The sequence below is a fragment of the Bacillus sp. OV322 genome (genome assembly GCF_900112495.1).
Classification (GTDB): Bacteria; Bacillota; Bacilli; order Bacillales; family DSM-1321; genus Peribacillus.
In genome coordinates, this window is record NZ_FOMA01000013.1 from 35,699 (window position 1) to 57,446 (window position 21,748).

The 21,748-nt window shown below is 42.7% G+C and carries 19 protein-coding genes, 2 tRNA genes and 1 pseudogene; 20 read left to right on the forward strand and 2 right to left on the reverse strand.

Going from position 1 to position 21,748, the window contains the following annotated elements:
- Window positions 1–29 precede the first annotated feature (29 nt).
- Entirely contained in the window at window positions 30–479 is a 450-nt protein-coding gene (locus BM126_RS21215) for a S1 domain-containing RNA-binding protein (protein WP_090991328.1), read from the forward strand.
- A 147-nt stretch (window positions 480–626) separates the two neighbouring features.
- Here the strand turns inward: BM126_RS21215 and BM126_RS21220 are convergent.
- Window positions 627–698: transfer RNA gene (locus tag BM126_RS21220), tRNA-Glu, on the reverse strand.
- Window positions 699–708: 10 nt separating this feature from the next.
- Window positions 709–782 (reverse strand) — tRNA-Met (locus tag BM126_RS21225).
- Between the two features lie 323 nt (window positions 783–1,105).
- On the opposite strand from BM126_RS21225, the gene spoIIE reads away from it, so the two are divergent.
- The 19 genes and pseudogenes from spoIIE to lysS all read left to right on the forward strand — a co-directional run bounded on the left by spoIIE (window position 1,106) and on the right by lysS (window position 21,350).
- On the forward strand, window positions 1,106–3,580 hold the full coding sequence (spoIIE, locus tag BM126_RS21230; protein ID WP_090991329.1) for a stage II sporulation protein E: 2,475 nt from the start codon (window positions 1,106–1,108) through the stop codon (window positions 3,578–3,580).
- 97 nt (window positions 3,581–3,677) lie between these two features.
- The gene (locus tag BM126_RS21235) at window positions 3,678–4,415 is read left to right on the forward strand and encodes a vWA domain-containing protein (RefSeq protein ID WP_071353009.1); all 738 of its coding nucleotides are present in this window, start codon (window positions 3,678–3,680) and stop codon (window positions 4,413–4,415) included.
- On the forward strand, window positions 4,384–5,373 hold the full coding sequence (locus BM126_RS21240) for a protein kinase domain-containing protein (RefSeq protein ID WP_090991344.1): 990 nt from the start codon (window positions 4,384–4,386) through the stop codon (window positions 5,371–5,373). The genes BM126_RS21235 and BM126_RS21240 overlap by 32 nt, the downstream gene beginning before the upstream one ends.
- A 122-nt stretch (window positions 5,374–5,495) precedes the next feature.
- Window positions 5,496–6,824, forward strand: a pseudogene (gene tilS / locus BM126_RS21245) (tRNA lysidine(34) synthetase TilS); the annotation flags it as partial.
- Window positions 6,825–6,920: 96 nt separating this feature from the next.
- The gene (hpt, locus tag BM126_RS23110) at window positions 6,921–7,463 is read left to right on the forward strand and encodes a hypoxanthine phosphoribosyltransferase (RefSeq protein WP_256213215.1); all 543 of its coding nucleotides are present in this window, start codon (window positions 6,921–6,923) and stop codon (window positions 7,461–7,463) included.
- A gap of 122 nt (window positions 7,464–7,585) precedes the next feature.
- A complete protein-coding gene (gene ftsH, locus BM126_RS21250) occupies window positions 7,586–9,640 on the forward strand; it encodes an ATP-dependent zinc metalloprotease FtsH (RefSeq protein ID WP_090991331.1) in 2,055 nt (684 codons plus the stop codon).
- Window positions 9,641–9,794: 154 nt separating this feature from the next.
- On the forward strand, window positions 9,795–10,577 hold the full coding sequence (locus BM126_RS21255; RefSeq protein ID WP_090991332.1) for a type III pantothenate kinase: 783 nt from the start codon (window positions 9,795–9,797) through the stop codon (window positions 10,575–10,577).
- A gap of 19 nt (window positions 10,578–10,596) precedes the next feature.
- Window positions 10,597–11,475: an Hsp33 family molecular chaperone HslO gene (gene hslO, locus BM126_RS21260; RefSeq protein ID WP_090991333.1), complete on the forward strand. Its 879-nt coding sequence runs from the start codon at window positions 10,597–10,599 to the stop codon at window positions 11,473–11,475.
- 20 nt (window positions 11,476–11,495) lie between these two features.
- Complete coding sequence (locus tag BM126_RS21265; RefSeq protein WP_090991334.1) at window positions 11,496–12,389, forward strand: peptidyl-prolyl cis-trans isomerase; 894 nt, start codon at window positions 11,496–11,498, stop codon at window positions 12,387–12,389.
- Window positions 12,390–12,544: 155 nt separating this feature from the next.
- Window positions 12,545–13,468 (forward strand): cysteine synthase A, encoded by a 924-nt coding sequence (gene cysK, locus BM126_RS21270; RefSeq protein ID WP_071353004.1) that lies wholly within the window; start codon window positions 12,545–12,547, stop codon window positions 13,466–13,468.
- A 336-nt stretch (window positions 13,469–13,804) separates the two neighbouring features.
- The gene (locus BM126_RS21275; protein WP_090991335.1) at window positions 13,805–15,223 is read left to right on the forward strand and encodes an anthranilate synthase component I family protein; all 1,419 of its coding nucleotides are present in this window, start codon (window positions 13,805–13,807) and stop codon (window positions 15,221–15,223) included.
- 3 nt (window positions 15,224–15,226) lie between these two features.
- A complete protein-coding gene (pabA, locus tag BM126_RS21280; protein WP_090991336.1) occupies window positions 15,227–15,826 on the forward strand; it encodes an aminodeoxychorismate/anthranilate synthase component II in 600 nt (199 codons plus the stop codon).
- Window positions 15,827–15,860: 34 nt separating this feature from the next.
- Window positions 15,861–16,757 (forward strand): aminodeoxychorismate lyase, encoded by an 897-nt coding sequence (gene pabC, locus BM126_RS21285; protein ID WP_090991337.1) that lies wholly within the window; start codon window positions 15,861–15,863, stop codon window positions 16,755–16,757.
- Window positions 16,741–17,586 (forward strand): dihydropteroate synthase, encoded by an 846-nt coding sequence (gene folP / locus BM126_RS21290; protein ID WP_090991338.1) that lies wholly within the window; start codon window positions 16,741–16,743, stop codon window positions 17,584–17,586. Before pabC ends, folP begins: the two co-directional genes overlap by 17 nt.
- Complete coding sequence (gene folB, locus BM126_RS21295; RefSeq protein ID WP_090991339.1) at window positions 17,579–17,938, forward strand: dihydroneopterin aldolase; 360 nt, start codon at window positions 17,579–17,581, stop codon at window positions 17,936–17,938. The genes folP and folB overlap by 8 nt, the downstream gene beginning before the upstream one ends.
- 1 nt (window position 17,939) lies before the next feature.
- Window positions 17,940–18,473 carry a 2-amino-4-hydroxy-6-hydroxymethyldihydropteridine diphosphokinase gene (folK, locus tag BM126_RS21300; RefSeq protein WP_090991340.1) on the forward strand — a complete coding sequence of 178 codons (534 nt, stop codon included), beginning with the start codon at window positions 17,940–17,942 and terminating at the stop codon, window positions 18,471–18,473.
- Window positions 18,425–18,637 (forward strand): helix-turn-helix domain-containing protein, encoded by a 213-nt coding sequence (locus tag BM126_RS21305; protein ID WP_071352997.1) that lies wholly within the window; start codon window positions 18,425–18,427, stop codon window positions 18,635–18,637. The genes folK and BM126_RS21305 overlap by 49 nt, the downstream gene beginning before the upstream one ends.
- A gap of 32 nt (window positions 18,638–18,669) precedes the next feature.
- Window positions 18,670–19,668 carry a tRNA dihydrouridine synthase DusB gene (dusB, locus tag BM126_RS21310; RefSeq protein WP_090991341.1) on the forward strand — a complete coding sequence of 333 codons (999 nt, stop codon included), beginning with the start codon at window positions 18,670–18,672 and terminating at the stop codon, window positions 19,666–19,668.
- Between the two features lie 200 nt (window positions 19,669–19,868).
- Window positions 19,869–21,350 carry a lysine--tRNA ligase gene (gene lysS / locus BM126_RS21315; RefSeq protein WP_090991342.1) on the forward strand — a complete coding sequence of 494 codons (1,482 nt, stop codon included), beginning with the start codon at window positions 19,869–19,871 and terminating at the stop codon, window positions 21,348–21,350.
- Window positions 21,351–21,748 lie beyond the last annotated feature (398 nt).

The window sequence follows — 21,748 nt, forward strand, 5'->3', positions numbered from 1 at the left end:
TTACTTTTCTAAGGAGGAGCATTTTTTTTATGTCAATCGAAGTAGGCAGCAAGTTACAAGGTAAAGTAACAGGCATTACTAATTTTGGAGCGTTTGTGGAATTACCTGGAGGAACTACTGGGCTTGTTCATATCAGCGAAGTGGCCGATAATTACGTGAAAGATATCAATGATCACCTTAAGGTCGGCGATCAAGTTGAAGTTAAGGTCATTAATGTTGATAAAGACGGAAAAATAGGACTTTCCATTAAAAAAGCCAAAGATAAGCCGGAAGGCCAATCTTCCTATAATCCGCGCCCCCGCCAAGGCAGAGGGAATGACAATCGTTCCAAAGACTTCCGTTCAAAAGGAAATTTTGTGCCTAAAGAAAACTTTGAACAAAAAATGGCTCGTTTCTTAAAAGATAGTGAAGACCGTTTAACTTCCCTCAAACGCAGCACCGAAACCAAGCGGGGAGGAAGAGGAGGAAGACGGAGCTGATCTGCTGCTGAAAATATGATTATGGCATTTTTCCTGCGAATAATTTACCTATAGATAGAGACATGCTCATGGGCTAGTCTTCTTTAATGGATTCAAAAAGAAATCCCCGCTGTAAGACAGCGGGGATTTCTTTTCATATTTTAAGGATGACCCATACGGGATTCGAACCCGTGTTACCGCCGTGAAAGGGCGGTGTCTTAACCGCTTGACCAATGGGCCGCAAAAAGGATAGCGGCAGAGGGGATCGAACCCCCGACCTCACGGGTATGAACCGTACGCTCTAGCCAGCTGAGCTACGCCGCCATAATATTATTAAAAGCACAAGTTATATCTTACCGTCCTGCAGGTTAAATGTCAATAAAAAAATATAATTTGTCGGTATTTTATAGTTTTCAATTTATTCCAGGTTTTTTGTGCAAAAATCAGATAAAAAGATTGGTTTTAAGCAGAAATCTGGGAACGGGTGTTTTGAAATCAGCTCTTTCCTTTCAGAATGATGTATAGATATGAATCATCTGGGAGAATCACGTCGAACATTTCTTTTTCGCGGACTCAGAATTGTGACAAAAAATTAAAAACTATTTACTTATAATGAAACACAATAAAAGAAATGGGGAGTGTTACAAATGGAAAAGATTGAACGGAATATGATAGAGCCGATTGCTGATGTAAATATACACGAAGCAAAGGCGGGGGCCATCAATTGGATCCATAAACTGCAGGCGAAGAGTGAAGACTTTTTTCTGAAAAAAGGCATATCTTTGGCCATATTAGGTTTTTTGCTGGGACGGGCCCTTATTCTTTCAGAGCTTTCTCCATTTGGCCTTCCATTTTTTGCAGCCGTTTTTTTAATGCGGCGTGACCGTGCCCCGCTTGCTTTAATTGGATTACTGGCAGGTGCTGCTACGGTCGGCATATCAAATAGCGTAACATTAGTAGTATCGTCCTTTTTGCTGATGTTCATGATCAAAATGAAAAATCCGGGAACGGAAGGACAATTTAAAACAACGTCCATATACGTTTTCATTTCCCTTTCGCTCGTTAACATAGCTGAGCAGTATATCATACACCGCAGCATTCAACTGTATGATGGACTGATGATAGGAGTAGAAGCAGGACTTGCCATGATTTTGACCCTTATCTTTATACAGTCGATCCCCTTACTGGCAGTAAGAAAAAAAACCCAATCATTTAAAACGGAGGAAATTGTCTGCATCATAATCCTGCTTGCCTCCGTAATGACAGGTACAATCGGATGGAAAATTCATGGTTTATCTGTTGAACACGTTTTGTCCAGGTACCTTGTCCTCCTCTTCGGCATGGCAGGGGGCGCAGCCATCGGCTCAACAGTGGGTGTAGTGACAGGGCTGATATTCAGTCTTGCAAGTGTAGCAAGCCTGTATCAGATGAGCCTGCTTGCATTTTCCGGGCTTCTTGGCGGCCTGCTGAAGGATGGCAAAAGAATAGGTGTATCATTCGGCCTGCTGATTGCCACTCTCCTGATTGGTTTATATGGAGAAGGGACAAATAATGTCACTGTTACATTATATGAATCTGTTATCGCAGTTCTTTTGTTCACGCTGACTCCCTATGCGATTATTGCAGGCATCGCAAGGCATATTCCCGGAACAGCAGAGCATTCCACAGAACAGCAGCAGTATGCAAGGAAGGTGAGGGATGTAACCGCTCAGCGGGTTGCCCAGTTTTCTAATGTTTTTGAGGCGCTATCCAATAGCTTCACGCAAATGGATGAAAGGGGCCGTCATGAAGAAGATGAAAAGGAACTGGATTACTTCCTGAGTAACGTGACGGAAAAAACGTGCCAGCTATGCTTCAAAAAAGATCAATGCTGGACAAAGAATTTTGATGCCACCTATGAAGGAATGCAGGATATCATGCTGCAATTAAGCGAAAACCAAGGCCAGCTCTCGCAGAATACAGCAAGGGAATGGGGGAAATACTGCAGCAAAAGCCCTCAGGTTATTGCCGCTATTTCGCAAGAACTGATGTATTACCAGGCAAACCAGAAATTAAAGAAGCAGGTGCATGAAAGCAGGAAACTGGTTGCTGACCAGCTCCGAGGTGTATCTGCCGTTATGGATGATTTTGCAAAAGAAATTCAAAGGGAGCGCCAGAACCATCATCAGCAGGAAGAACTGATAATGGAGGCGATACAGGATTTTGGGCTCCATGTAGGAAATATTGAAATTTATAGTCTTGAACAGGGAAATGTAGATATAGAAATGAATATCCCTTACTGCCAGGGCCGCGGAGAAGCTGAAAAATTGATTGCTCCCATGCTATCAGACATCCTTGGCGAGACAATTGTTGTCCACACGGAAGAATGCTCAGAATATCCTGATGGACAATGTGAAGTGACCTTCCGTTCAGCCAAGAAATTCACGGTGGAAACAGGTGTTGCACATGCCGCTAAAGGCGGGGGCCTGGTATCAGGTGACAGCTTCACAACAATGGAAATCGGCTGCGGAAAATATGCGATTGCCATCAGTGATGGGATGGGGAACGGTGAACGTGCACACTTTGAAAGCAGGGAAACCCTCAAACTGCTCCAAAAATTCCTGGTATCTGGAATTGAAGAGAAAATCGCCATAAAATCGGTCAATTCTGTATTATCACTGCGCACAACAGATGAAATTTTTTCTACATTAGATTTGGCGATGATTGACCTGCAGGATGCCAAAGCCAGGTTCTTAAAAATTTGTTCCATTCCCAGCTATATTAAAAGAGGTGATAAGTTAATTAAGGTAGAGTCCAGTAATTTGCCGATGGGCATTATACAAGATTTCGATGTGGATGTGGTGACAGAAGAACTGAAAGCAGGAGATATCCTGATCATGATGAGTGACGGTGTTTTTGAAGGCCCTAATCTAGTGGAAAACTTCGAGTTCTGGATGAAGAGGAAAATCAAGGAGCTTCAAACAGATGATCCTCAGGAGATATCTGATTTGATTCTGGAGGAAGTGATTCGGGCAAAGGGAATGATTGATGACGATATGACGATTGTAACAGCAAAAATTAAGCATAACACACCAAAGTGGGCTACGATTCCGGTTCAGCCCCGCAGAAAAAAAGCACAGTAAAAGAAGGGTGCCGCCTTTATGGGTGTTTATATAGAAGTATAAATTCTCTCTTTTTCGTCGAAGATGGTAACACATTTGGATAGGAAGGGAGAATCATATGGAACTAGGAACTTTACGCCAGATATTGCTTATTACCGATGGATGTTCGAACCAGGGACAAGACCCCGCTGCTATGGCTGCCCTTGCACGCGAGCAGGGGATTACTGTAAATGTCATAGGAGTCATGGAGAACGATACGATTAATGAGCAGGGCTTGCAGGAAATAGAAGCTATAGCTTCTTCCGGAGGCGGGGTCAGTCAAATCGTCTATGCACAGCAGCTTTCCCAAACTGTGCAGATGGTGACCAGAAAGGCAATGACTCAAACCATTCAGGGAGTAGTAAATAAAGAACTTCAGCAAATCTTAGGGAAGTCGAGCACGATGGAGGACCTTTCTCCGGACAAGCGCGGCGAAGTGATGGAAGTAGTCGATGAGTTAGGAGAAACGAGCAAGCTGGATGTGCTGATTCTTGTCGATACTAGTGCCAGTATGAAGCACAAGCTTCCGACCGTAAAGGATGCTCTTCTGGATCTATCCCTCAGCATGAATGCCCGTATGGGTGATAATCGGTTTTCGGTTTTCGTATTTCCCGGGAAAAGGAAAGATGTCGAAAAATTGCTGGATTGGACTCCGAAATTAGAAGTTCTGACTAAAATATTCCCTAAGCTTACAACTGGAGGGATAACACCAACAGGACCAGCCATTGCGGAGGCGTTGGATTACTTTAATAAAAAACGTTCATTAAGGGGTTTGTTATCACATGATGATGAACAATACTTTGAGGAATCAATGTAATATACCGCCCGGGAGCATTATCACTGGAAAATGGAATAAAAACCAATACAAAGTGGTAAGGGAGTTGGGGAATGGGGCTAATGGAATTGTTTATCTGGCTGAAAACAATAAAACCTTATTTGCTTTAAAGATAAGTGATAACGGTGCATCCATTATTTCAGAGATGAATATTCTCAAAGAGTTTTCCAAGGCCCAGGGCTCTGCTCTAGGGCCTTCCTTCGTGGAGGCGGATGATTGGGTGAAGAACGGAAAGCCGATTTCTTTTTATGTTATGGAGTATATTAAAGGGGAGGGATTTCTGGAATTCATTCAAAAGAAAGGCCCGTCATGGACCGGCATTCTCATGCTCCAGCTTCTTGCAAGTTTAGAATCCTTACATAAACAAGGCTGGGTGTTTGGCGACTTAAAACCAGAAAACCTGATTGTAGCTTCTCCTTCGAGCAAAGTACGCTGTGTGGATGTGGGAGGAACAACAAAACAAGGGAGATCGATCAAAGAATTTACCGAATTTTTTGACCGCGGGTATTGGGGGCTGGGGTCGAGGAAAGCAGATCCCAAATATGATTTGTTCGCTGTGGCCATGATTTTCATCAATTCCGCATATCCTGCACGTTTTTCAAGAAATGGAGAAGGGTATAAACAGCTAAGCGAGGCAATCATGCAAAAAAAAGAATTGCGCCCATTCAAACCAATTCTAGAAGATGCTTTGCACGGCAGGTTTTCTGCTGCTTCAGAAATGAGGGACCGCCTGATCGGAATTCTTAGCCAAAGGGAAAAAGCTGCAGGCACAGCAATAAAGAAACAAGTGAATGCATCCGGTAAACCGTCTGCATCCTCCAGGACGAAAAGAAAACGGGCAGCTAACAAAAAAGGGAAAGGCGGCTTTGTTGAAACGTGCCTGCTGGTTGCTGTTGTCTCACTGTTATACGTTCTTTATATTTACGAACAATTCTTATGATATAGTTAAAAGATGTTTTCACAGTTAATATTTATTTATTTTGAAACCATTTTGCTTTTTACTCGTATTATAAGGACCAGCTCATATTGAACTATATATGGGGTCTGAAAAGGAAGATCATTATGTTTGAGAAAAAAATCCTCGGGGCTATCAGCAAGCATCGCCTGATTCCCAAAAAATCGAAACTGCTGGTTGGCATCTCCGGAGGGCCGGATTCATTGGTTCTGCTTCACTTTTTAAAATCTGTCAGAGAACTGCTGGAAATCGAATTAACGGCAGCTCATATTGACCATATGATTAGAGGTGAAGAATCCTATCAGGATTTTCTCTTTGTTAAGAAAATATGCCAAGCATGGAACATTCCGTTTGAGGGTAAAAGGATCAATGTTCCCGTGCGTATGCAAAAAACTGGAGAAAGCACTGAATTGGCAGCAAGAACTGTACGGTATGCTTTTTTTGATGAAGTGATTAGAAGGAAAGAACTGGACCTTTTGGTTCTAGGCCATCACGCCGATGACCAGATTGAAACCATGCTGATGAGAATGGCTAGGGGAGCAACAGGCAAGGCCAGGGGAGGCATACCTGTCATAAGAGCTTTTGGAAAAGCAAAGCTTGTCAGGCCATTCCTTGCAGTTTCTAAGGATGAAATTATGCAATATGCAAGAAGTCATGGGCTCGAGCCAAGAGTGGATCCGAGCAACGAACAGGACATTTATACAAGAAATCGTTTCAGACACTCGATGCTGCCCTTTTTGAAAAGAGAAAACCCAAAAGTCCATGAGCACTTCCAGCGGCTCAGTGAAGAAATTTATGATGATGAACAGTTTCTTCTGGATATGGCCAGGGATAAATTAGGCACGATAATGCTGGAACAAAATCAGGACTTTTCATCAGTTGATATAAGGCAGTTCTCCACAGTGCCTAAACCTTTACAAAGAAGGATGATTCAACTAATATTAAACTATCTTTATATAGAGAGACCTTCATCGCTTTCAGCATTACATATTGACCAGCTTTTCGCTTTATTTTCAAATCCTCACCCATCCGCTGAATTGCATCTTCCGGAAGGGCTGATTGCGGAAAAATCCTATGGCACTTGCTTTTTTCGTTTTTTTTCAAATCAGGCTCCTGAATATTCCGTTGTTCTGGAAATTCCCGGTGATACTTTTCTTCCGAATGGATATAAAATTAAAGCGCAATATATAGAAGAAGAAATTCCGAAAACGATTGGAAACCATTCTTTTATCTTCGAATCCGATAAGCTGCGCCTTCCTCTTATTGCCAGGACAAGAAGCAATGGAGACAGGATGGCAGTCAAGGGATCAGGAGGCACAAAAAAGCTGAAGGATATTTTCATTAACGAAAAGATTCCGATGTCACAACGTAATGCGTGGCCGGTCGTAACAGATCAAGCGGGGGAAATTATCTGGCTGCCTGGACTTAAAAAGTCGAACAGGGAGTTTGATGGTGCAACTGATGAAATGTCTTTAATTTATTTAGAATATACAAAGCATAGATCTTCTGGGGGGCAAACAATCACAATGACGATGCAAAATGACATTGAAAAAGTGCTAATTACTGAGGAAGAAATCCAAGGGAAAATCAGAGAGTTAGCGGCACAGCTAGAAAAGGAATATAGCGAAAGCTTTCCGCTTGCCATTGGTGTTTTAAAAGGAGCCATGCCTTTTATGGCAGACTTGTTAAAGCGGATTGATGCACATTTGGAAATGGATTTCATGGATGTTTCGAGCTATGGGAATTCAACGGTTTCTTCAGGGGAAGTCAAAATCATAAAAGATTTGGACACTTCTGTTGAAGGAAGAGATATCCTTATTATCGAGGATATTATCGATAGCGGTTTAACGCTCAGCTATCTGGTGGAATTATTCCGTTACAGAAAAGCAAAAACCATTAAAATCGTTACTCTTCTGGATAAGCCTACAGGACGAAAAGCTGATCTGAAGCCGGATTATACAGGATTTATCGTTCCGGATGAATTTGTTGTCGGCTACGGTCTTGATTACGCAGAAAGATATCGCAACCTACCGTATATCGGGGTGCTGAAGCCTGAAATATACGAAAATAAGTAATGCATGCCTTTGGCTGTGCTGCAATTTGGCTGAATAAAACAGCAGTGTAAATTAATTGTAATACATTTGTTTAATATGATAGTATTTACTATAGTTTGTTTACCTGTGGGAGGAGGCAAGGGATGAATCGGATCTTCCGTAACACCATATTTTATTTACTTATCTTTTTGGTCATTATTGGTATTGTAAGCATTTTTAATAATAACAATGAGCCGAATAAGAATATAACCCAAAATCAATTTTTTGAGTACTTGGACAGTGGAAAGGTTAAATCATTTTCCATGCAGCCCGAACGGTATGTATACCAGGTTAAAGGGCAGCTGGACGGATATGATAAAAACACCTACTTCCAAACGTATGTAACAGACAGCGAGAACAATCAGGCGCGCATTGAAGCGGCTGAAAAGAAAAGCGATGTAAAGGTTGAGGTCCTGCCGGCAAAGGAAACCAGCGGCTGGGTTACCTTCTTTACTTCCATCATCCCGTTTGTCATTATCTTCATCCTGTTCTTCTTCTTGCTTAATCAGGCTCAGGGCGGCGGAGGCCGTGTCATGAACTTTGGGAAAAGCAAAGCGAAGCTGTACAACGATGATAAAAAGAAAGTTCGCTTTAATGACGTTGCAGGAGCTGACGAAGAAAAACAGGAACTTGTCGAAGTTGTCGAATTCCTGAAAGATCCCCGTAAATTTGCAGAGCTTGGGGCCCGCATTCCTAAAGGGGTACTTTTAGTAGGACCTCCAGGAACCGGTAAAACCTTGCTTGCGAGAGCGGTTGCTGGTGAAGCAGGAGTGCCTTTCTTCTCAATAAGCGGTTCTGATTTCGTGGAAATGTTTGTTGGTGTCGGTGCATCCCGTGTACGTGATTTATTTGAAAACGCTAAAAAGAATTCTCCATGTATCATTTTCATTGATGAAATTGATGCAGTCGGACGCCAGCGCGGAGCCGGTTTAGGCGGAGGGCACGATGAGCGCGAGCAGACACTGAATCAGCTCCTTGTCGAAATGGACGGCTTTGGCGGCAATGAAGGCATTATCATCATTGCAGCGACAAACCGTGCAGACATCCTGGATCCTGCATTGCTGCGTCCTGGCCGTTTTGACCGCCAGATCACAGTCGGCCGCCCGGATGTAAAAGGACGGGAAGCGGTACTTAAGGTGCATGCCCGCAATAAGCCATTACAGGAAAACGTTGATTTGAAGGCAATTGCCCAGAGGACTCCAGGTTTCTCCGGTGCAGATCTTGAAAACCTTCTTAATGAAGCTGCTTTGGTTGCAGCGCGCCAGAACAAAAAGAAAATTGACATGTCCGACCTTGATGAAGCCTCTGACCGGGTTATTGCCGGTCCAGCCAAGAAAAGCAGGGTCATTTCCAAGAAAGAAAGAAATATCGTGGCCTTCCATGAAGCTGGACATACAATCATCGGGCTAGTCCTGGATGATGCTGAAATTGTCCATAAGGTTACGATTGTTCCACGCGGCCAGGCTGGCGGATATGCGGTTATGCTTCCTAAGGAAGACCGCTTCTTCATGACTAAGCCTGAATTGCTGGATAAAATCACAGGTCTTCTCGGAGGCCGTGTTGCCGAAGAGGTTGTATTCGGCGAAGTAAGTACAGGGGCCCATAATGACTTTCAGCGTGCGACTGGCATTGCGAGGAGCATGGTGACTGAGTATGGAATGAGCGATAAGCTTGGACCTCTTCAGTTTGGCCAGTCACAGGGACAGGTTTTCCTTGGGCGTGACTTTAATAATGAACAGAATTACTCTGATGCCATTGCTTATGAGATTGATCTTGAGATTCAGCGGATCATCAAAGAATCCTATAGCCGTGCCAAGCAGATTATCACAGATAAGCGCGATAAACTGGATATTATTGCTAAGACATTGCTTGATATCGAAACATTAGATGCAGAGCAAATCAAGCATTTATATGATCATGGCACGCTGCCTAAACGGGATTACAGCTCACTTAATGGAAACATTGATGATGATGTAAAGGTTACAATCAACCCGAAAAAAGAAGAAAAAGAAGCTCTTCTTAAACCTTTGGATAAACGGACAAATGGCGATATAGATGAAGTGACGGATGATAAAATCCCAACTCCGCCAATTGAAGAAGGACATCCTCAGGATAAACCATTCTCATTCCCGAATGAGGATGATGAAAAGAAACTTTAATTTTTCAAGAAAAGGTATTTCCTTCAGAGGAAATACCTTTTCTCTATTTAGGGGAAACTGAGTTACAGGGATCTATCAGTAAGGTGGACTAATAGCGCAGCTAAAGACTCTATGGTATGATGTTGGAGAATAATTTTCCGGAGTGATGATAACGATGATTTTTGTACTGGATGTCGGAAATACCAATACGGTCTTGGGTGTCTATGATGACGAAACATTAAAACATCATTGGCGCATCGAAACCAATCGCCATAAAACTGAAGATGAATATGGAATGATCATTAAGTCCCTTTTGGAACATGAGGAGTTATCTTTTGAGGAATTTGACGGAATTATTATATCTTCTGTCGTGCCTCCGATCATGTTTGCCCTGGAAAGAATGTGTAAAAAGTATTTCCGGATTAAACCTATAGTAGTGGGTCCTGGGATGAAGACAGGTTTAGATATAAAGTATGAAAACCCGCGTGAGGTAGGAGCAGACCGTATCGTTAATGCGGTGGCAGGAATTCAGGAGTATGGCAGCCCGCTGATTATCGTGGATTTTGGAACAGCTACAACTTATTGTTATATTAACGAAGAAAAACAATATATGGGCGGTGCCATAGCACCTGGAATCGGTATTTCAACGGAAGCACTTTATTCAAAGGCTGCTAAGCTTCCGAGAATTGAAATTGCAAGACCAGACGATATTATCGGCAAAAATACAGTTTCTGCCATGCAGGCCGGCATACTGTTTGGATATGTAGGACAAGTTGAAGGCATTGTAGCACGAATCAAAGAGCAAAGCCCAAATTCCCCGACAGTTATTGCGACCGGCGGGCTTGCAGGACTTATTGCCTCTGAATCAGATGTTATAGATATCGTCGATCCATTTTTGACGCTAAAAGGACTTCAGCTTATTTATAAAAGAAACAGAGATCATTTTAAACAGCAATAAACGAAGGAGGCAATTAAATATGGGTGATTACTTAGTTAAGGCGTTGGGATTTAACGGCCAGATCCGCGCTTATGCAGCTTCAACAACAGAAACGATTGGGGAAGCGCAAAGGCGCCATTATACTTGGCCTACAGCTTCAGCTGCACTTGGACGCGCCATGACAGCGACTGTCATGATGGGAGCCATGTTAAAAGGCGAGGAAAAACTGACTGTAAAAATTGAAGGCGGAGGCCCTATAGGAGCCATTCTCGTTGACAGCAATGCCGATGGGGAAGTGAGAGGATATGTGACACATCCTCAGACGCATTTCGACTTAAATGAAAAAGGAAAGCTGGATGTAAGAAGAGCTGTTGGTACAGATGGCTTATTGACTGTAGTAAAAGATATTGGCCTGAGAGACCATTTTACAGGACAGGTTCCGCTGGTATCAGGAGAGCTTGGAGAGGACTTTACCTACTATCTATTGAATTCAGAGCAGGTTCCCTCTTCTGTAGGGGTAGGAGTTCTGGTGAATCCGGACAACAGCATTTTAGCATCAGGCGGTTTTATCATTCAATTGATGCCGGGAGCAGAGGAAGAGACCATTTCCCGAATTGAAGAAAGCCTGAACAACATTCCGCCTATTTCAAAATTGATACAGCAAGGTCTTTCACCTGAACAGATTCTCGAAAAAATTCTTGGTGCAGATAACTTAAAAATCCTTGAAACCATGCCAGTTCAATTTGTGTGCCAATGCTCAAGGGAGCGGATTTCAAATGCGCTGGTCAGCCTGGGTGCAGAAGAGATTCGGGATATCATCAATACAGACGGCCAAGCCGAGGCGCAATGCCATTTTTGCAATGAAAAATATCATTTTTCTAAAGAAGAATTAGAAGAACTAGCAGAACAGGTCAAATAATTCCTGACGGGGGGATAGAGTTGTCTCATAAACAGCTGTGGTCCATAATTGCCGGGCTTATCTTGTTGAATGTTGTGACAATCCTCGTCTTTGTTATAAAGCCGCTTGACTCTGCCAAAACTGCTGGTTTTGGCGGAGATGAGGCGGTTGCCAAAGTAGGGGATACCCAGATCTCGCGGGCTGTATGGATGAAAGCGCTTGAGGATCGCTATGGAAAAGAAGTATTAAGCGATCTTGTGGACGATAAAGTGATCCGGCAGGCTGCTGAGAAATACAAGGTAAAAGTGACGGATAATGATGTCGAAAGAGAATATAAAGTAACGAAAACAATGTATGGAGCGTCTGCACAGAACAATAAAAGTGCCAAGCAGTGGAAGCAGCAGATAAAGTCGAATTTACTGCTGGAGGAGCTGCTCACAAGGGATGTCAAAATTTCTGAAGAAGAAAAAAAGAAGTTTTATGAGGAAAACCAGGAACTATATAAAATACCAACTGCCTATCATCTTTCGCAGATTATCGTGTCTTCTAAACATCAGGCTAACGTAATACGGAAAGAACTGAAGGGCGGTTCAACTTTTGCTGTATTAGCAATGGAGAAGTCTCTGGATGAATTTACAGCCAATCAGGGCGGAGATATGGGATTTTTATCAGCGGATAATGAACAGGCTCCCAAAGAATATTTAAAGGCCGCTGCAGCATTAAAGAATAACAGCTGGAGTAAGCCAATTAAATTGAAGGATGGCTATGCTGTTATCTATCTCCATGAAAAAATTTCAGGTGAGCAATTCAGCTTCTCTGAATCTAAAAAGCAAATCAGGCGCCAAATAGCACTAGAACAGCTGAATATGCCGATATCAAGCAAGGTCTTCTGGAATGAGATGAAGGTAGATTGGTATTATGGTAAAAATAAATAATGTACGCAGTATAAAAAGTAAACAAGAGAATAAATTGTTATGAAACTAGCCGCTTCAAAATCATCTGAATAGTTCAAAAATATTGACATTGATATTGGAAGGATGTAAATTTTATATAAAACCAATAAAAACAGTCGGTATTAGGAGTGGAGAAGATGACAAGAGTTGCAAATTCAATCATTGATTTAATTGGCCAGACACCATTAGTGAAACTAAACAGAATGACGGATGAAAACAGTGCAGATGTTTATTTGAAATTGGAATATATGAATCCTGGAAGCAGTGTGAAGGACCGGATTGCACTTTCCATGATCGAAGCGGCGGAACAAAGCGGCAAGCTTAAAGAAGGCGATACGATTATTGAGCCTACCAGCGGCAATACCGGCATCGGTTTGGCAATGGTTGCAGCTGCCAAAGGATACCGGGCGATTTTAGTCATGCCCGAAACAATGAGCCTTGAGCGCCGTAATCTTCTTCGGGCCTACGGTGCTGAGTTAGTGCTGACACCTGGACCAGATGGCATGAAGGGAGCAATTGGCAAAGCAAGTGAACTTGCCAGGGAAAACGGATACTTTATGCCTCAGCAATTTGAAAATGCTGCAAATCCGGAGATTCATAGAAATACCACAGGAAAAGAGATTGCTGAACAAGCTGGCGGACAGCTGGATGCCTTTATTTCGGCAGTAGGTACAGGCGGAACCATCACTGGTGCCGGTGAGGTGCTTAGGGAAAAATTCCCGGATATCAAGATTTATGCAGTAGAGCCTACAGATTCACCTGTTTTATCAGGTGGAAAACCAGGACCTCATAAAATCCAGGGAATTGGAGCAGGGTTTGTTCCTGATATTTTAAACACCAGCCTATATGATGAAGTTATCACTGTTACTAATGATCAGGCATTTGAATATGCTCGCAGGGCGGCAAAAGAAGAAGGCATCCTGGGAGGCATTTCTTCTGGGGCAGCCATTTATGCTGCATTGGAAACAGCAAAGAAGCTTGGAAAAGGAAAAAAAGTCATTGCCATTATTCCGAGCAATGGCGAGCGTTATTTAAGCACACCTCTTTATAATTTCGAATAAGTAAATTGGGTAATAGCCCGTATGGCTGGGCTAATCATTTCCGCATCAACAGCAAAGCTCCATTAGGGGCTTTTTTTTATTGCTCTGTGAAAGCCTCATTATTTGGCCTCAGGGGGCGGGGAGAGGAAATCAATAGACTATATTAACTGTGGCATTGCATTTGGATTTACTTCGCTATACGGCATTTATAGTTTGTGTTCCAGTTCCCGGCACTTGCCCGCCGCTTTTGTTCTTTAATTTTCAGGTAGAAATGATTACACTTAATGAGAATATAAAAATGTTACTGAGACATGAAATGACTTGGCGGACAGGATGCTTGAAATGGGAGATGAATAAATGGGTAAACGAAAGGTTTATGCAACATACATACCATTTTCTTATAATCAGTTTTTTGAAGCATATACTTCATTATCCTCTGGAAGGGACAGGCATGTCTTGCTTGAGAGCGGAAGAGGCGGATCCTTCAGCATGGCTGGTCTTGATCATGTGGCTGAATTAATAGGAAAAGATCACATGACAGAGATCTTTTATCGAGATGGATCGAGTGAGAGAGCAGCCGGAAAGCCCCTTGATGCCCTAAAGAATTGGATGGCAGGACGCGAGGCAGAGCAAAATAAAGAATTTCCCGACTTTCAAGGCGGGGCCATGGGGTTTATCAGCTATGATTATGCCCGTTATATTGAGGATCTTCCAAATTTAGCAAAAGATGACCTTAACACACCGGATATGTATTATTTGGTGTTTGATGAAGTTGCAGTATTTGACCATAAAAAAAACCGGCTCTGGTTTATGTACACATGTGAGGAAGAAAGTCTGGATGCTGACAAAAGACTTGAAGAAATGAAAAGGCAATGGACCTCTGCCGTAAAGCCGGTTGCCAATGAAAGATTTGCAGGCGCCGCAGAAGCAGATTTGCTGAAGGTTTCTCTACAAGAAGGGCAGTTCAGAGAGGCGGTTGAAAAGGTGCGCCAGTACATTGCCAAGGGTGATATCTTTCAAGTTAATTTGTCTGTCAGGCAGTCTAGGGCACTTCCTGTTCCGGCTATTGAAGTGTACGGACATTTACGAAGGATTAATCCATCACCTTACATGGCGTACATCCACACACCCCAGTTTCAGATTATATGCGGTTCACCGGAACTTTTGGTGAAAAGAAAAGGTAAGGAAATTAGTACAAGACCGATTGCCGGCACGAGATCAAGAGGGGCAGATCAGGCAGAGGACGAGAAGCTGGCCAAAGAACTGATAGAGAATGAAAAAGAACGGGCAGAGCATGTGATGCTTGTTGATTTAGAAAGAAATGATATGGGGCGCGTATGTAAATATGGCTCCATTCATGTTGATGAGTTTATGGTGATAGAGAAATACTCCCATGTCATGCATATAGTATCAAATGTCAGAGGCGAAATCTCTGAGGGGAAAAGCTCTTTCGATGTTATAGAGGCGGTTTTTCCGGGCGGGACAATAACTGGAGCGCCAAAAGTCAGGACTATGGAAATTATCGAAGAATTAGAGCCTGTTAGAAGAGGGGTTTATACAGGTTCGATAGGCTGGATTGGCTATTCGGAAGATATGGAGTTAAATATCGTGATCAGGACAGTATTTGTCCAGGACGGCATGGCTCATATCCAGGCAGGGGCTGGAATTGTCATTGATTCAAACCCTAAGCATGAATATAATGAGTCATTAAAAAAAGCCGCGGCACTCTGGAAAGCGATAGAGTCAGCAGAATTATACCTAACAAAGGCGGATTAATTGATGATTCTCATGATAGATAACTATGATTCATTTACATATAACCTTGTGCAATTCCTTGGGGAGCTTGGTGAAACCCTGATTGTAAAAAGAAATGACAGCATCACCCTGTCTGAAATAGAAGAACTGGACCCGGATTTTTTAATGATTTCCCCTGGGCCCTGCAGCCCTGACGAAGCAGGCATCAGTATGGAGGCTATCCGTTTTTTTGCAGGCAAAATACCTATCCTTGGCGTCTGCCTTGGCCATCAGTCCATCGCACAGGTTTTCGGAGGAACGGTTATGGGGGCAGAACGGCTGATGCATGGAAAAACATCTCCCATTCTCCATGATGGGAAAACGATTTTTTCTGATATTCCAAACTCCTTTTTGGCAACACGCTACCATTCACTCATTGTGGAACGAAGCACGCTTCCTGACTGTTTTGTTATTTCATCAGAAACAGAGGAAGGTGAAATTATGGGGATCCGCCACACTGCCTATCCGTTAGAAGGAGTACAGTTCCACCCGGAATCCATTATGACTGAGCATGGAAAGAAGCTGCTGCGCAATTTCTTGGATCATTATAAAAAGCAGCAGGATGACAATACAATAATGGGTTAGCCTGTAAAATAAGAAATGGAGCTGTGAACTGCTGATGTATATGTATATGAATGGTGAAATAATAGATGAGAAAGAAGCGGCCATCTCTCCGTTTGATCATGGTTTTTTATACGGGCTTGGCCTCTTTGAAACCTTTCGCATATATGATGGCCACCCTTTTCTTTTAGATGACCATATAAGTCGCATAAATGAAGGGCTGCATGAGCTGAATATTGATTTCTCCTGCACAAGGGGTGAAATCATGCTCATAATTGATCGATTGATGCATGCCAATGAGTGCAGAAACGCGAGATTGAGGCTTAATATTTCAGCAGGAGAGGCTCCTGTTGGCCTGCAGTCAGTGCCCTACACCTCGCCCAATGTGATTATGCTGATGACTCCGGCCGTATCAGCGGTTGAACTTCAGGCCAAAAAAGGTGTCATTCTGCAAACAAGGCGAAATACACCCGAAACGGCAATCCGTTTAAAATCACATCATTATCTAAATAACGTAAAAGCAAAACTGGAAATAGGAAACAAGACAGACATAGAAGGCATTTTTCTTACAGAAAATGGGTATATAGCAGAAGGGATTACATCCAACCTATTCTGGGTTAAAGAGGGCTTTTTGTATACACCTGAGATAAATACAGGAATTCTTAATGGCATCACCCGCCAGTGGATAATCAAGCTTGCAGGACAGATGGGCTTTCCTATTGCAGAGGGACGCTTCCTCCCAGAGGACCTATTGGAAGCAGATGAATTCTTTTATACAAATTCGGTACAGGAAATCGTGGCTTTTTCGTATGTTGAAAACGTAAAAACTTTTCCGGGGCAAAACGGGGAAGCGGCACGTGTATTATTTAAAGAGTATCAGCGTTACAAAACAAACCTATTTGGTAAATCTCAGCTAAGAGGCATGCAGGAGGAGAACCATGGAAAAGAATCTTAATACTGTCATTGATTGCGGCGCTTATAAACTGGACTACAGCAAGAAAACATTAATTATGGGCATTCTGAATGTGACGCCTGATTCTTTTTCGGACGGAGGGAGGTATAATCGGGTTGATGCTGCATTATTCCATGCTGAAAAGATGATTGAGGATGGTGCAGATATTATAGATATTGGCGGGGAATCCACTAGGCCCAATTATAAAAAAATCACTGATGAAGAAGAAATAGCAAGAGTCGCTCCGGTCATTGAAGCCATATCAAAGAACCTCGAAATCCCCATTTCCATAGATACCTATAAATCCAGGGTAGCAAGGGAGTCAGTAAATGCAGGGGCACATATCATTAATGATATCTGGGGAGCAAAGGCAGACTCTGAAATGGCTAGGACGGCTGCTGAAACCGGTGTTCCGATAATCCTGATGCATAACCGCCCGAACATGGAGTATAAGAATTTCCTGAGAGATGCCTGGAATGACCTCTATGAAAGCATTGCCTTAGTGAAAAAAGAAGGTGTCAGAGATGATAAAATTATTTTAGATCCCGGCATCGGATTTGCTAAGGACTTCGCTCTTAATCTGGAAATGATGCAGAATCTCGATAAGCTTGTATCGTTTGGATATCCGGTCCTGCTTGCTACATCAAGGAAATCCATGATCGGCAAGGTTTTGGACCTGCCTCCTGAAGAGCGTGTTGAAGGCACAGGCGCTACAGTCTGCTCAGGCATTCAGCAAGGCTGCCACATGGTGAGGGTGCATGATGTCAAAGAAATGGCGAGGATGGCAAGAATGATGGATGTTCTGGTTGGAAAGGGTGAATATAGTGGATAAGATTTATTTAAATAGAATGGAATTCTACGGTTATCATGGTGTTTTTCCTGAAGAAAACAGGCTGGGCCAGCGTTTTGCGGTCGATGTAGTGGCTGAAACGGATTTATCCGCTGCCGGAAACAGCGACAGCCTTGAGGATTCAGTCAACTACGGAGAGATCTATCAGGTGTGCAAGGATATTGTGGAGGGCAAGACGTTTAAGCTAGTGGAGTCGATCGCAGAAAACATTGCAAAAGAAATGCTGTCAAAGTTTCCTAAAATCCAGTCTGTCACGGTCAAAGTCATTAAGCCTGATCCGCCGATACCCGGGCATTACCAATCCGTAGCTGTAGAAATTACAAGGAGCCGATGATTTGGAGAATATTGTATACATTTCTATAGGGTCCAATATGGGAAATCGGAAGGAAATTTTTGCGGACGCCTTGAGGCTTCTTCAAAACCACAGCGGGATACAGGTCATCGACAGTTCTTCTTTATATGAAACTGATCCAGTGGGATTTTTAGATCAGGAAGATTTTTTAAACGCAGTGATAAAAGCGGAAACCTCTCTTAAAGCGGATGAATTATTGGCTTATTGTCTGCAAATAGAAAAACAACTTGGAAGAAAAAGGGTAATCAGGTGGGGGCCGCGGACTTTAGACCTTGACATTTTACTGTATAATCACGAAAATATTGAAACAGAGGATCTTATTATTCCTCATCCTCGGATTTTAGATAGAGCCTTTGTCATCATTCCATTGCTGGAAATAGATCCGCACATCACTCTGCCGAAGATGGAGACCCCTTTAAGAGTTATTCTTGATAATATGCAGGATAAGGATAAAGAAGGAGTTCGATTATGGAAGCAGAAAAATGGGGAAGGCGTATTCGCGCTTTTCGAAAGCTGAAAGGTTTTACACAAGAGGAATTTGCTAAAGAACTAGGTGTGTCAGTTTCCTTGCTGGGTGAAGTGGAGAGGGGCAATCGTACACCGACTGAGAGCTTTTTAGTGAAGGTTGCCGATAACCTCCATGTTTCCTTGGAGGAATTAGAACCGCCTGAAGATAGATAGAAGCAATAATTAAGGCTCAAGGAGGCTTTATGGTGTTTAAAATAGGTGATATCGAAATGAAAAACCGGGTTGTGCTTGCTCCAATGGCTGGTGTTTGCAACTCCGCTTTTCGTCTCACAGTTAAAGAATTCGGCGCAGGCCTGGTCTGTGCTGAGATGGTCAGTGATAAGGGAATCGTACTTCAAAATGCAAAAACAATGAATATGCTATATATAGACGAAAGAGAAAAACCGCTGAGCCTGCAGATCTTCGGAGGAGAAAAAGAAACCCTTGTAGAAGCTGCACAGTTTGTAGATAAAAACACAACAGCAGATATCATTGATATTAATATGGGCTGCCCGGTTCCGAAAATCACAAAATGTGATGCAGGCGCCAAATGGCTTCTGGATCCGGATAAAATATACGAAATGGTATCAGCTGTAACAGATGCTGTTGATAAGCCGGTTACTGTAAAAATGCGTATGGGCTGGGATGAAGACCACATTTATGCGGTGCGGAATGCCCAGGCTGTCGAACGTGCTGGCGGAAAAGCCGTTTCTCTTCATGGTCGCACCCGTGTGCAAATGTATGAAGGAAAGGCAAACTGGGATATAATCCGCGAAGTGAAGAACTCTGTGAATATCCCTGTAATTGGCAACGGAGATGTGGAAACGCCTCAGGATGCGGAAAGAATGATTAAAGAAACAGGAGCAGATGGAGTCATGATAGGCCGCGCGGCACTTGGAAATCCGTGGATGATCTACCGTACAGTGAAGTACCTTGAAACAGGAGTGACGGTTGATGAGCCATCCGTGCGCGAAAAGATGGATGTCTGCATGCTGCACCTGGACCGCCTGATCGCACTTAAAAATGAATATATTGCGGTCCGCGAAATGCGTAAGCATGCCGCCTGGTACCTAAAAGGCGTGCGCGGAAATGGAAAAGCCAGAAAAGGCATTAATGAATGCAACACGCGGGAAGATGTCCATACACTTTTATACACCCTTGTCGGTGAAGTGGAAGCTGCTGAACAAAACGTTCAGGTTGTATAAAAAGTTGACATGCCTTGTTCTTTTTACCTATAATACGCTTACAATCACTGCCAGGTTTCTCTGGCAGTTTTTATTTAGGCGGAAGAGTCAGATTTTTGGGCTAAAGTACTGTTCGATTACTTTACTTTGTGTGAAAATAAGTAAGGATGCAAATTTCACTTATATATAAGTTTTGAATAACAAGATGGAGATGATTATAAATGAGCGAAGAATTAAACGACCAGCTCAAAGTAAGACGGGAAAAAATGCAGGCTTTAATCAATGAAGGAAAAGACCCGTTCGGAAGCAAATTCGAACGCACTCACCTTACTGAGGAAGTCGTGAAAGAATTTGGAGAAGAAAGCAAAGAAGATCTGGACGAAAAAAATATAGAAGTAACTATTGCTGGGCGTGTCATGACGAAGCGCGGAAAAGGCAAGGCGGGATTTGCTCATATTCAGGATATTAGCGGCCAGATTCAAATCTATGTCCGTCTTGATGCAGTCGGGGAAGAGCAATATAAACTTTTTGAACAAACCGACCTTGGCGATTTAGTCGGTATTAAGGGATTGGTATTTAAAACAAAAGTCGGCGAGCTTTCAATTAAAGCTAAGGAATTTGTTTTCCTTACCAAGGCACTCCGCCCGCTTCCTGATAAATTCCATGGCCTTAAAGATGTGGAAGAACGCTACCGCAAGAGATATGTGGATTTAATTACGAACGAAGAAAGCAAAAGCACGCTAATTATGCGCAGTAAGATTGTACAAGCTATGCGCCGCTATCTTGATGACCACGGATATTTAGAAGTAGAAACCCCACTGCTTCATTCTGTTGCAGGCGGAGCGGCTGCCCGTCCATTCCTGACACATCACAATGCACTTGATATGCCTTTGAATTTAAGGATTGCCATTGAATTGCATCTGAAGCGCCTTATTGTCGGCGGCCTGGAAAAGGTATATGAAATCGGCCGTGTTTTCAGAAACGAAGGAGTTTCCACCAGACACAACCCTGAGTTTACTTTGATTGAGTTATATGAAGCATACGCAGACTATAAAGATATCATGAGCCTTACTGAAAACTTAATTGCACATATCGCAGAGAATGTACTTGGTTCTACTACCATTCAATATGGGGAAAATGAAATTGACCTGAAGCCTGAATGGAAAAGACTTCACATGGTCGACGCTGTTAAAGAATACACAGGTGTTGACTTCTGGAAAGAAATGACCAAAGAAGAAGCGCATCAGCTTGCCAAAGATCACGGCATTGAAGTGAAAGCTAATATGGAGTTCGGTCATATTGTTAATGAATTCTTCGAGCAGGTTGTGGAAGAAAAGCTGATTCAGCCAACATTTATTTTCGGCCATCCTGTCGAGATTTCTCCTCTGGCAAAGAAAAATGAAAAAGATCCAAGATTTACAGACCGTTTTGAATTATTCATAGTCGGCCGTGAGCATGCAAATGCATTTACAGAACTGAATGATCCGATTGATCAGCGCCAGCGTTTTGAGGCTCAGTTAAAAGAACGCGAAGAGGGCAATGATGAAGCGCATGAAATGGATGAAGACTTCATCGAAGCGCTTGAATATGGCATGCCGCCAACGGGCGGACTCGGAATAGGAGTAGACCGTTTAGTTATGCTATTGACGAATTCTCCTTCCATCCGTGATGTGCTGCTGTTCCCGCTTATGCGCCACCGTTAAAACGTAAAAAAGACCAATTCTTACAGTCCGCCCGCGGGTTTTGTCAGGCAGACATAAAGGAATTGGTCTTTTTCTTTGTTTATAATAGGCACTAAACATTGCTTAAAAAGCATGAAATGAATATTTTTTATTATTTTAGCAAAGTTTTTACGAAAAGGTATTGCGCACTTTTTATTATGGTGTTATATTTATATCTGTTGTTACGAACAAGTTTCAAACACCTTAAGATTTTGAAAAAAATTAAAAAAGTTGTTGACTTAATGTAATGATTAGTGATAAGATAAATGAGTTGTTTCAAAAACAATTGCTCTTTGAAAACTGAACAAAACTAAGCGCCAACGTTTTAAAATAGTGAGCACACACTCTAAAAGCAAATGAGCAAGTCAAACATTTCTTCG

Excerpts from the sequence above, each read along its gene's own strand:
- BM126_RS21215 (WP_090991328.1), top strand. The coding sequence starts at position 30 with ATGTCAATCGAAGTAGGCAGCAAGTTACAAGGTAAAGTAACAGGCATT.
- spoIIE (WP_090991329.1), top strand. The coding sequence starts at position 1,106 with ATGGAAAAGATTGAACGGAATATGATAGAGCCGATTGCTGATGTAAAT.
- BM126_RS21235 (WP_071353009.1), top strand. The coding sequence starts at position 3,678 with ATGGAACTAGGAACTTTACGCCAGATATTGCTTATTACCGATGGATGT.
- BM126_RS21240 (WP_090991344.1), top strand. The coding sequence starts at position 4,384 with ATGATGAACAATACTTTGAGGAATCAATGTAATATACCGCCCGGGAGC.
- hpt (WP_256213215.1), top strand. The coding sequence starts at position 6,921 with ATGCAAAATGACATTGAAAAAGTGCTAATTACTGAGGAAGAAATCCAA.
- ftsH (WP_090991331.1), top strand. The coding sequence starts at position 7,586 with ATGAATCGGATCTTCCGTAACACCATATTTTATTTACTTATCTTTTTG.
- BM126_RS21255 (WP_090991332.1), top strand. The coding sequence starts at position 9,795 with ATGATTTTTGTACTGGATGTCGGAAATACCAATACGGTCTTGGGTGTC.
- hslO (WP_090991333.1), top strand. The coding sequence starts at position 10,597 with ATGGGTGATTACTTAGTTAAGGCGTTGGGATTTAACGGCCAGATCCGC.
- cysK (WP_071353004.1), top strand. The coding sequence starts at position 12,545 with ATGACAAGAGTTGCAAATTCAATCATTGATTTAATTGGCCAGACACCA.
- BM126_RS21275 (WP_090991335.1), top strand. The coding sequence starts at position 13,805 with ATGGGTAAACGAAAGGTTTATGCAACATACATACCATTTTCTTATAAT.
- pabA (WP_090991336.1), top strand. The coding sequence starts at position 15,227 with ATGATTCTCATGATAGATAACTATGATTCATTTACATATAACCTTGTG.
- pabC (WP_090991337.1), top strand. The coding sequence starts at position 15,861 with ATGTATATGTATATGAATGGTGAAATAATAGATGAGAAAGAAGCGGCC.
- folP (WP_090991338.1), top strand. The coding sequence starts at position 16,741 with ATGGAAAAGAATCTTAATACTGTCATTGATTGCGGCGCTTATAAACTG.
- BM126_RS21305 (WP_071352997.1), top strand. The coding sequence starts at position 18,425 with ATGGAAGCAGAAAAATGGGGAAGGCGTATTCGCGCTTTTCGAAAGCTG.
- lysS (WP_090991342.1), top strand. The coding sequence starts at position 19,869 with ATGAGCGAAGAATTAAACGACCAGCTCAAAGTAAGACGGGAAAAAATG.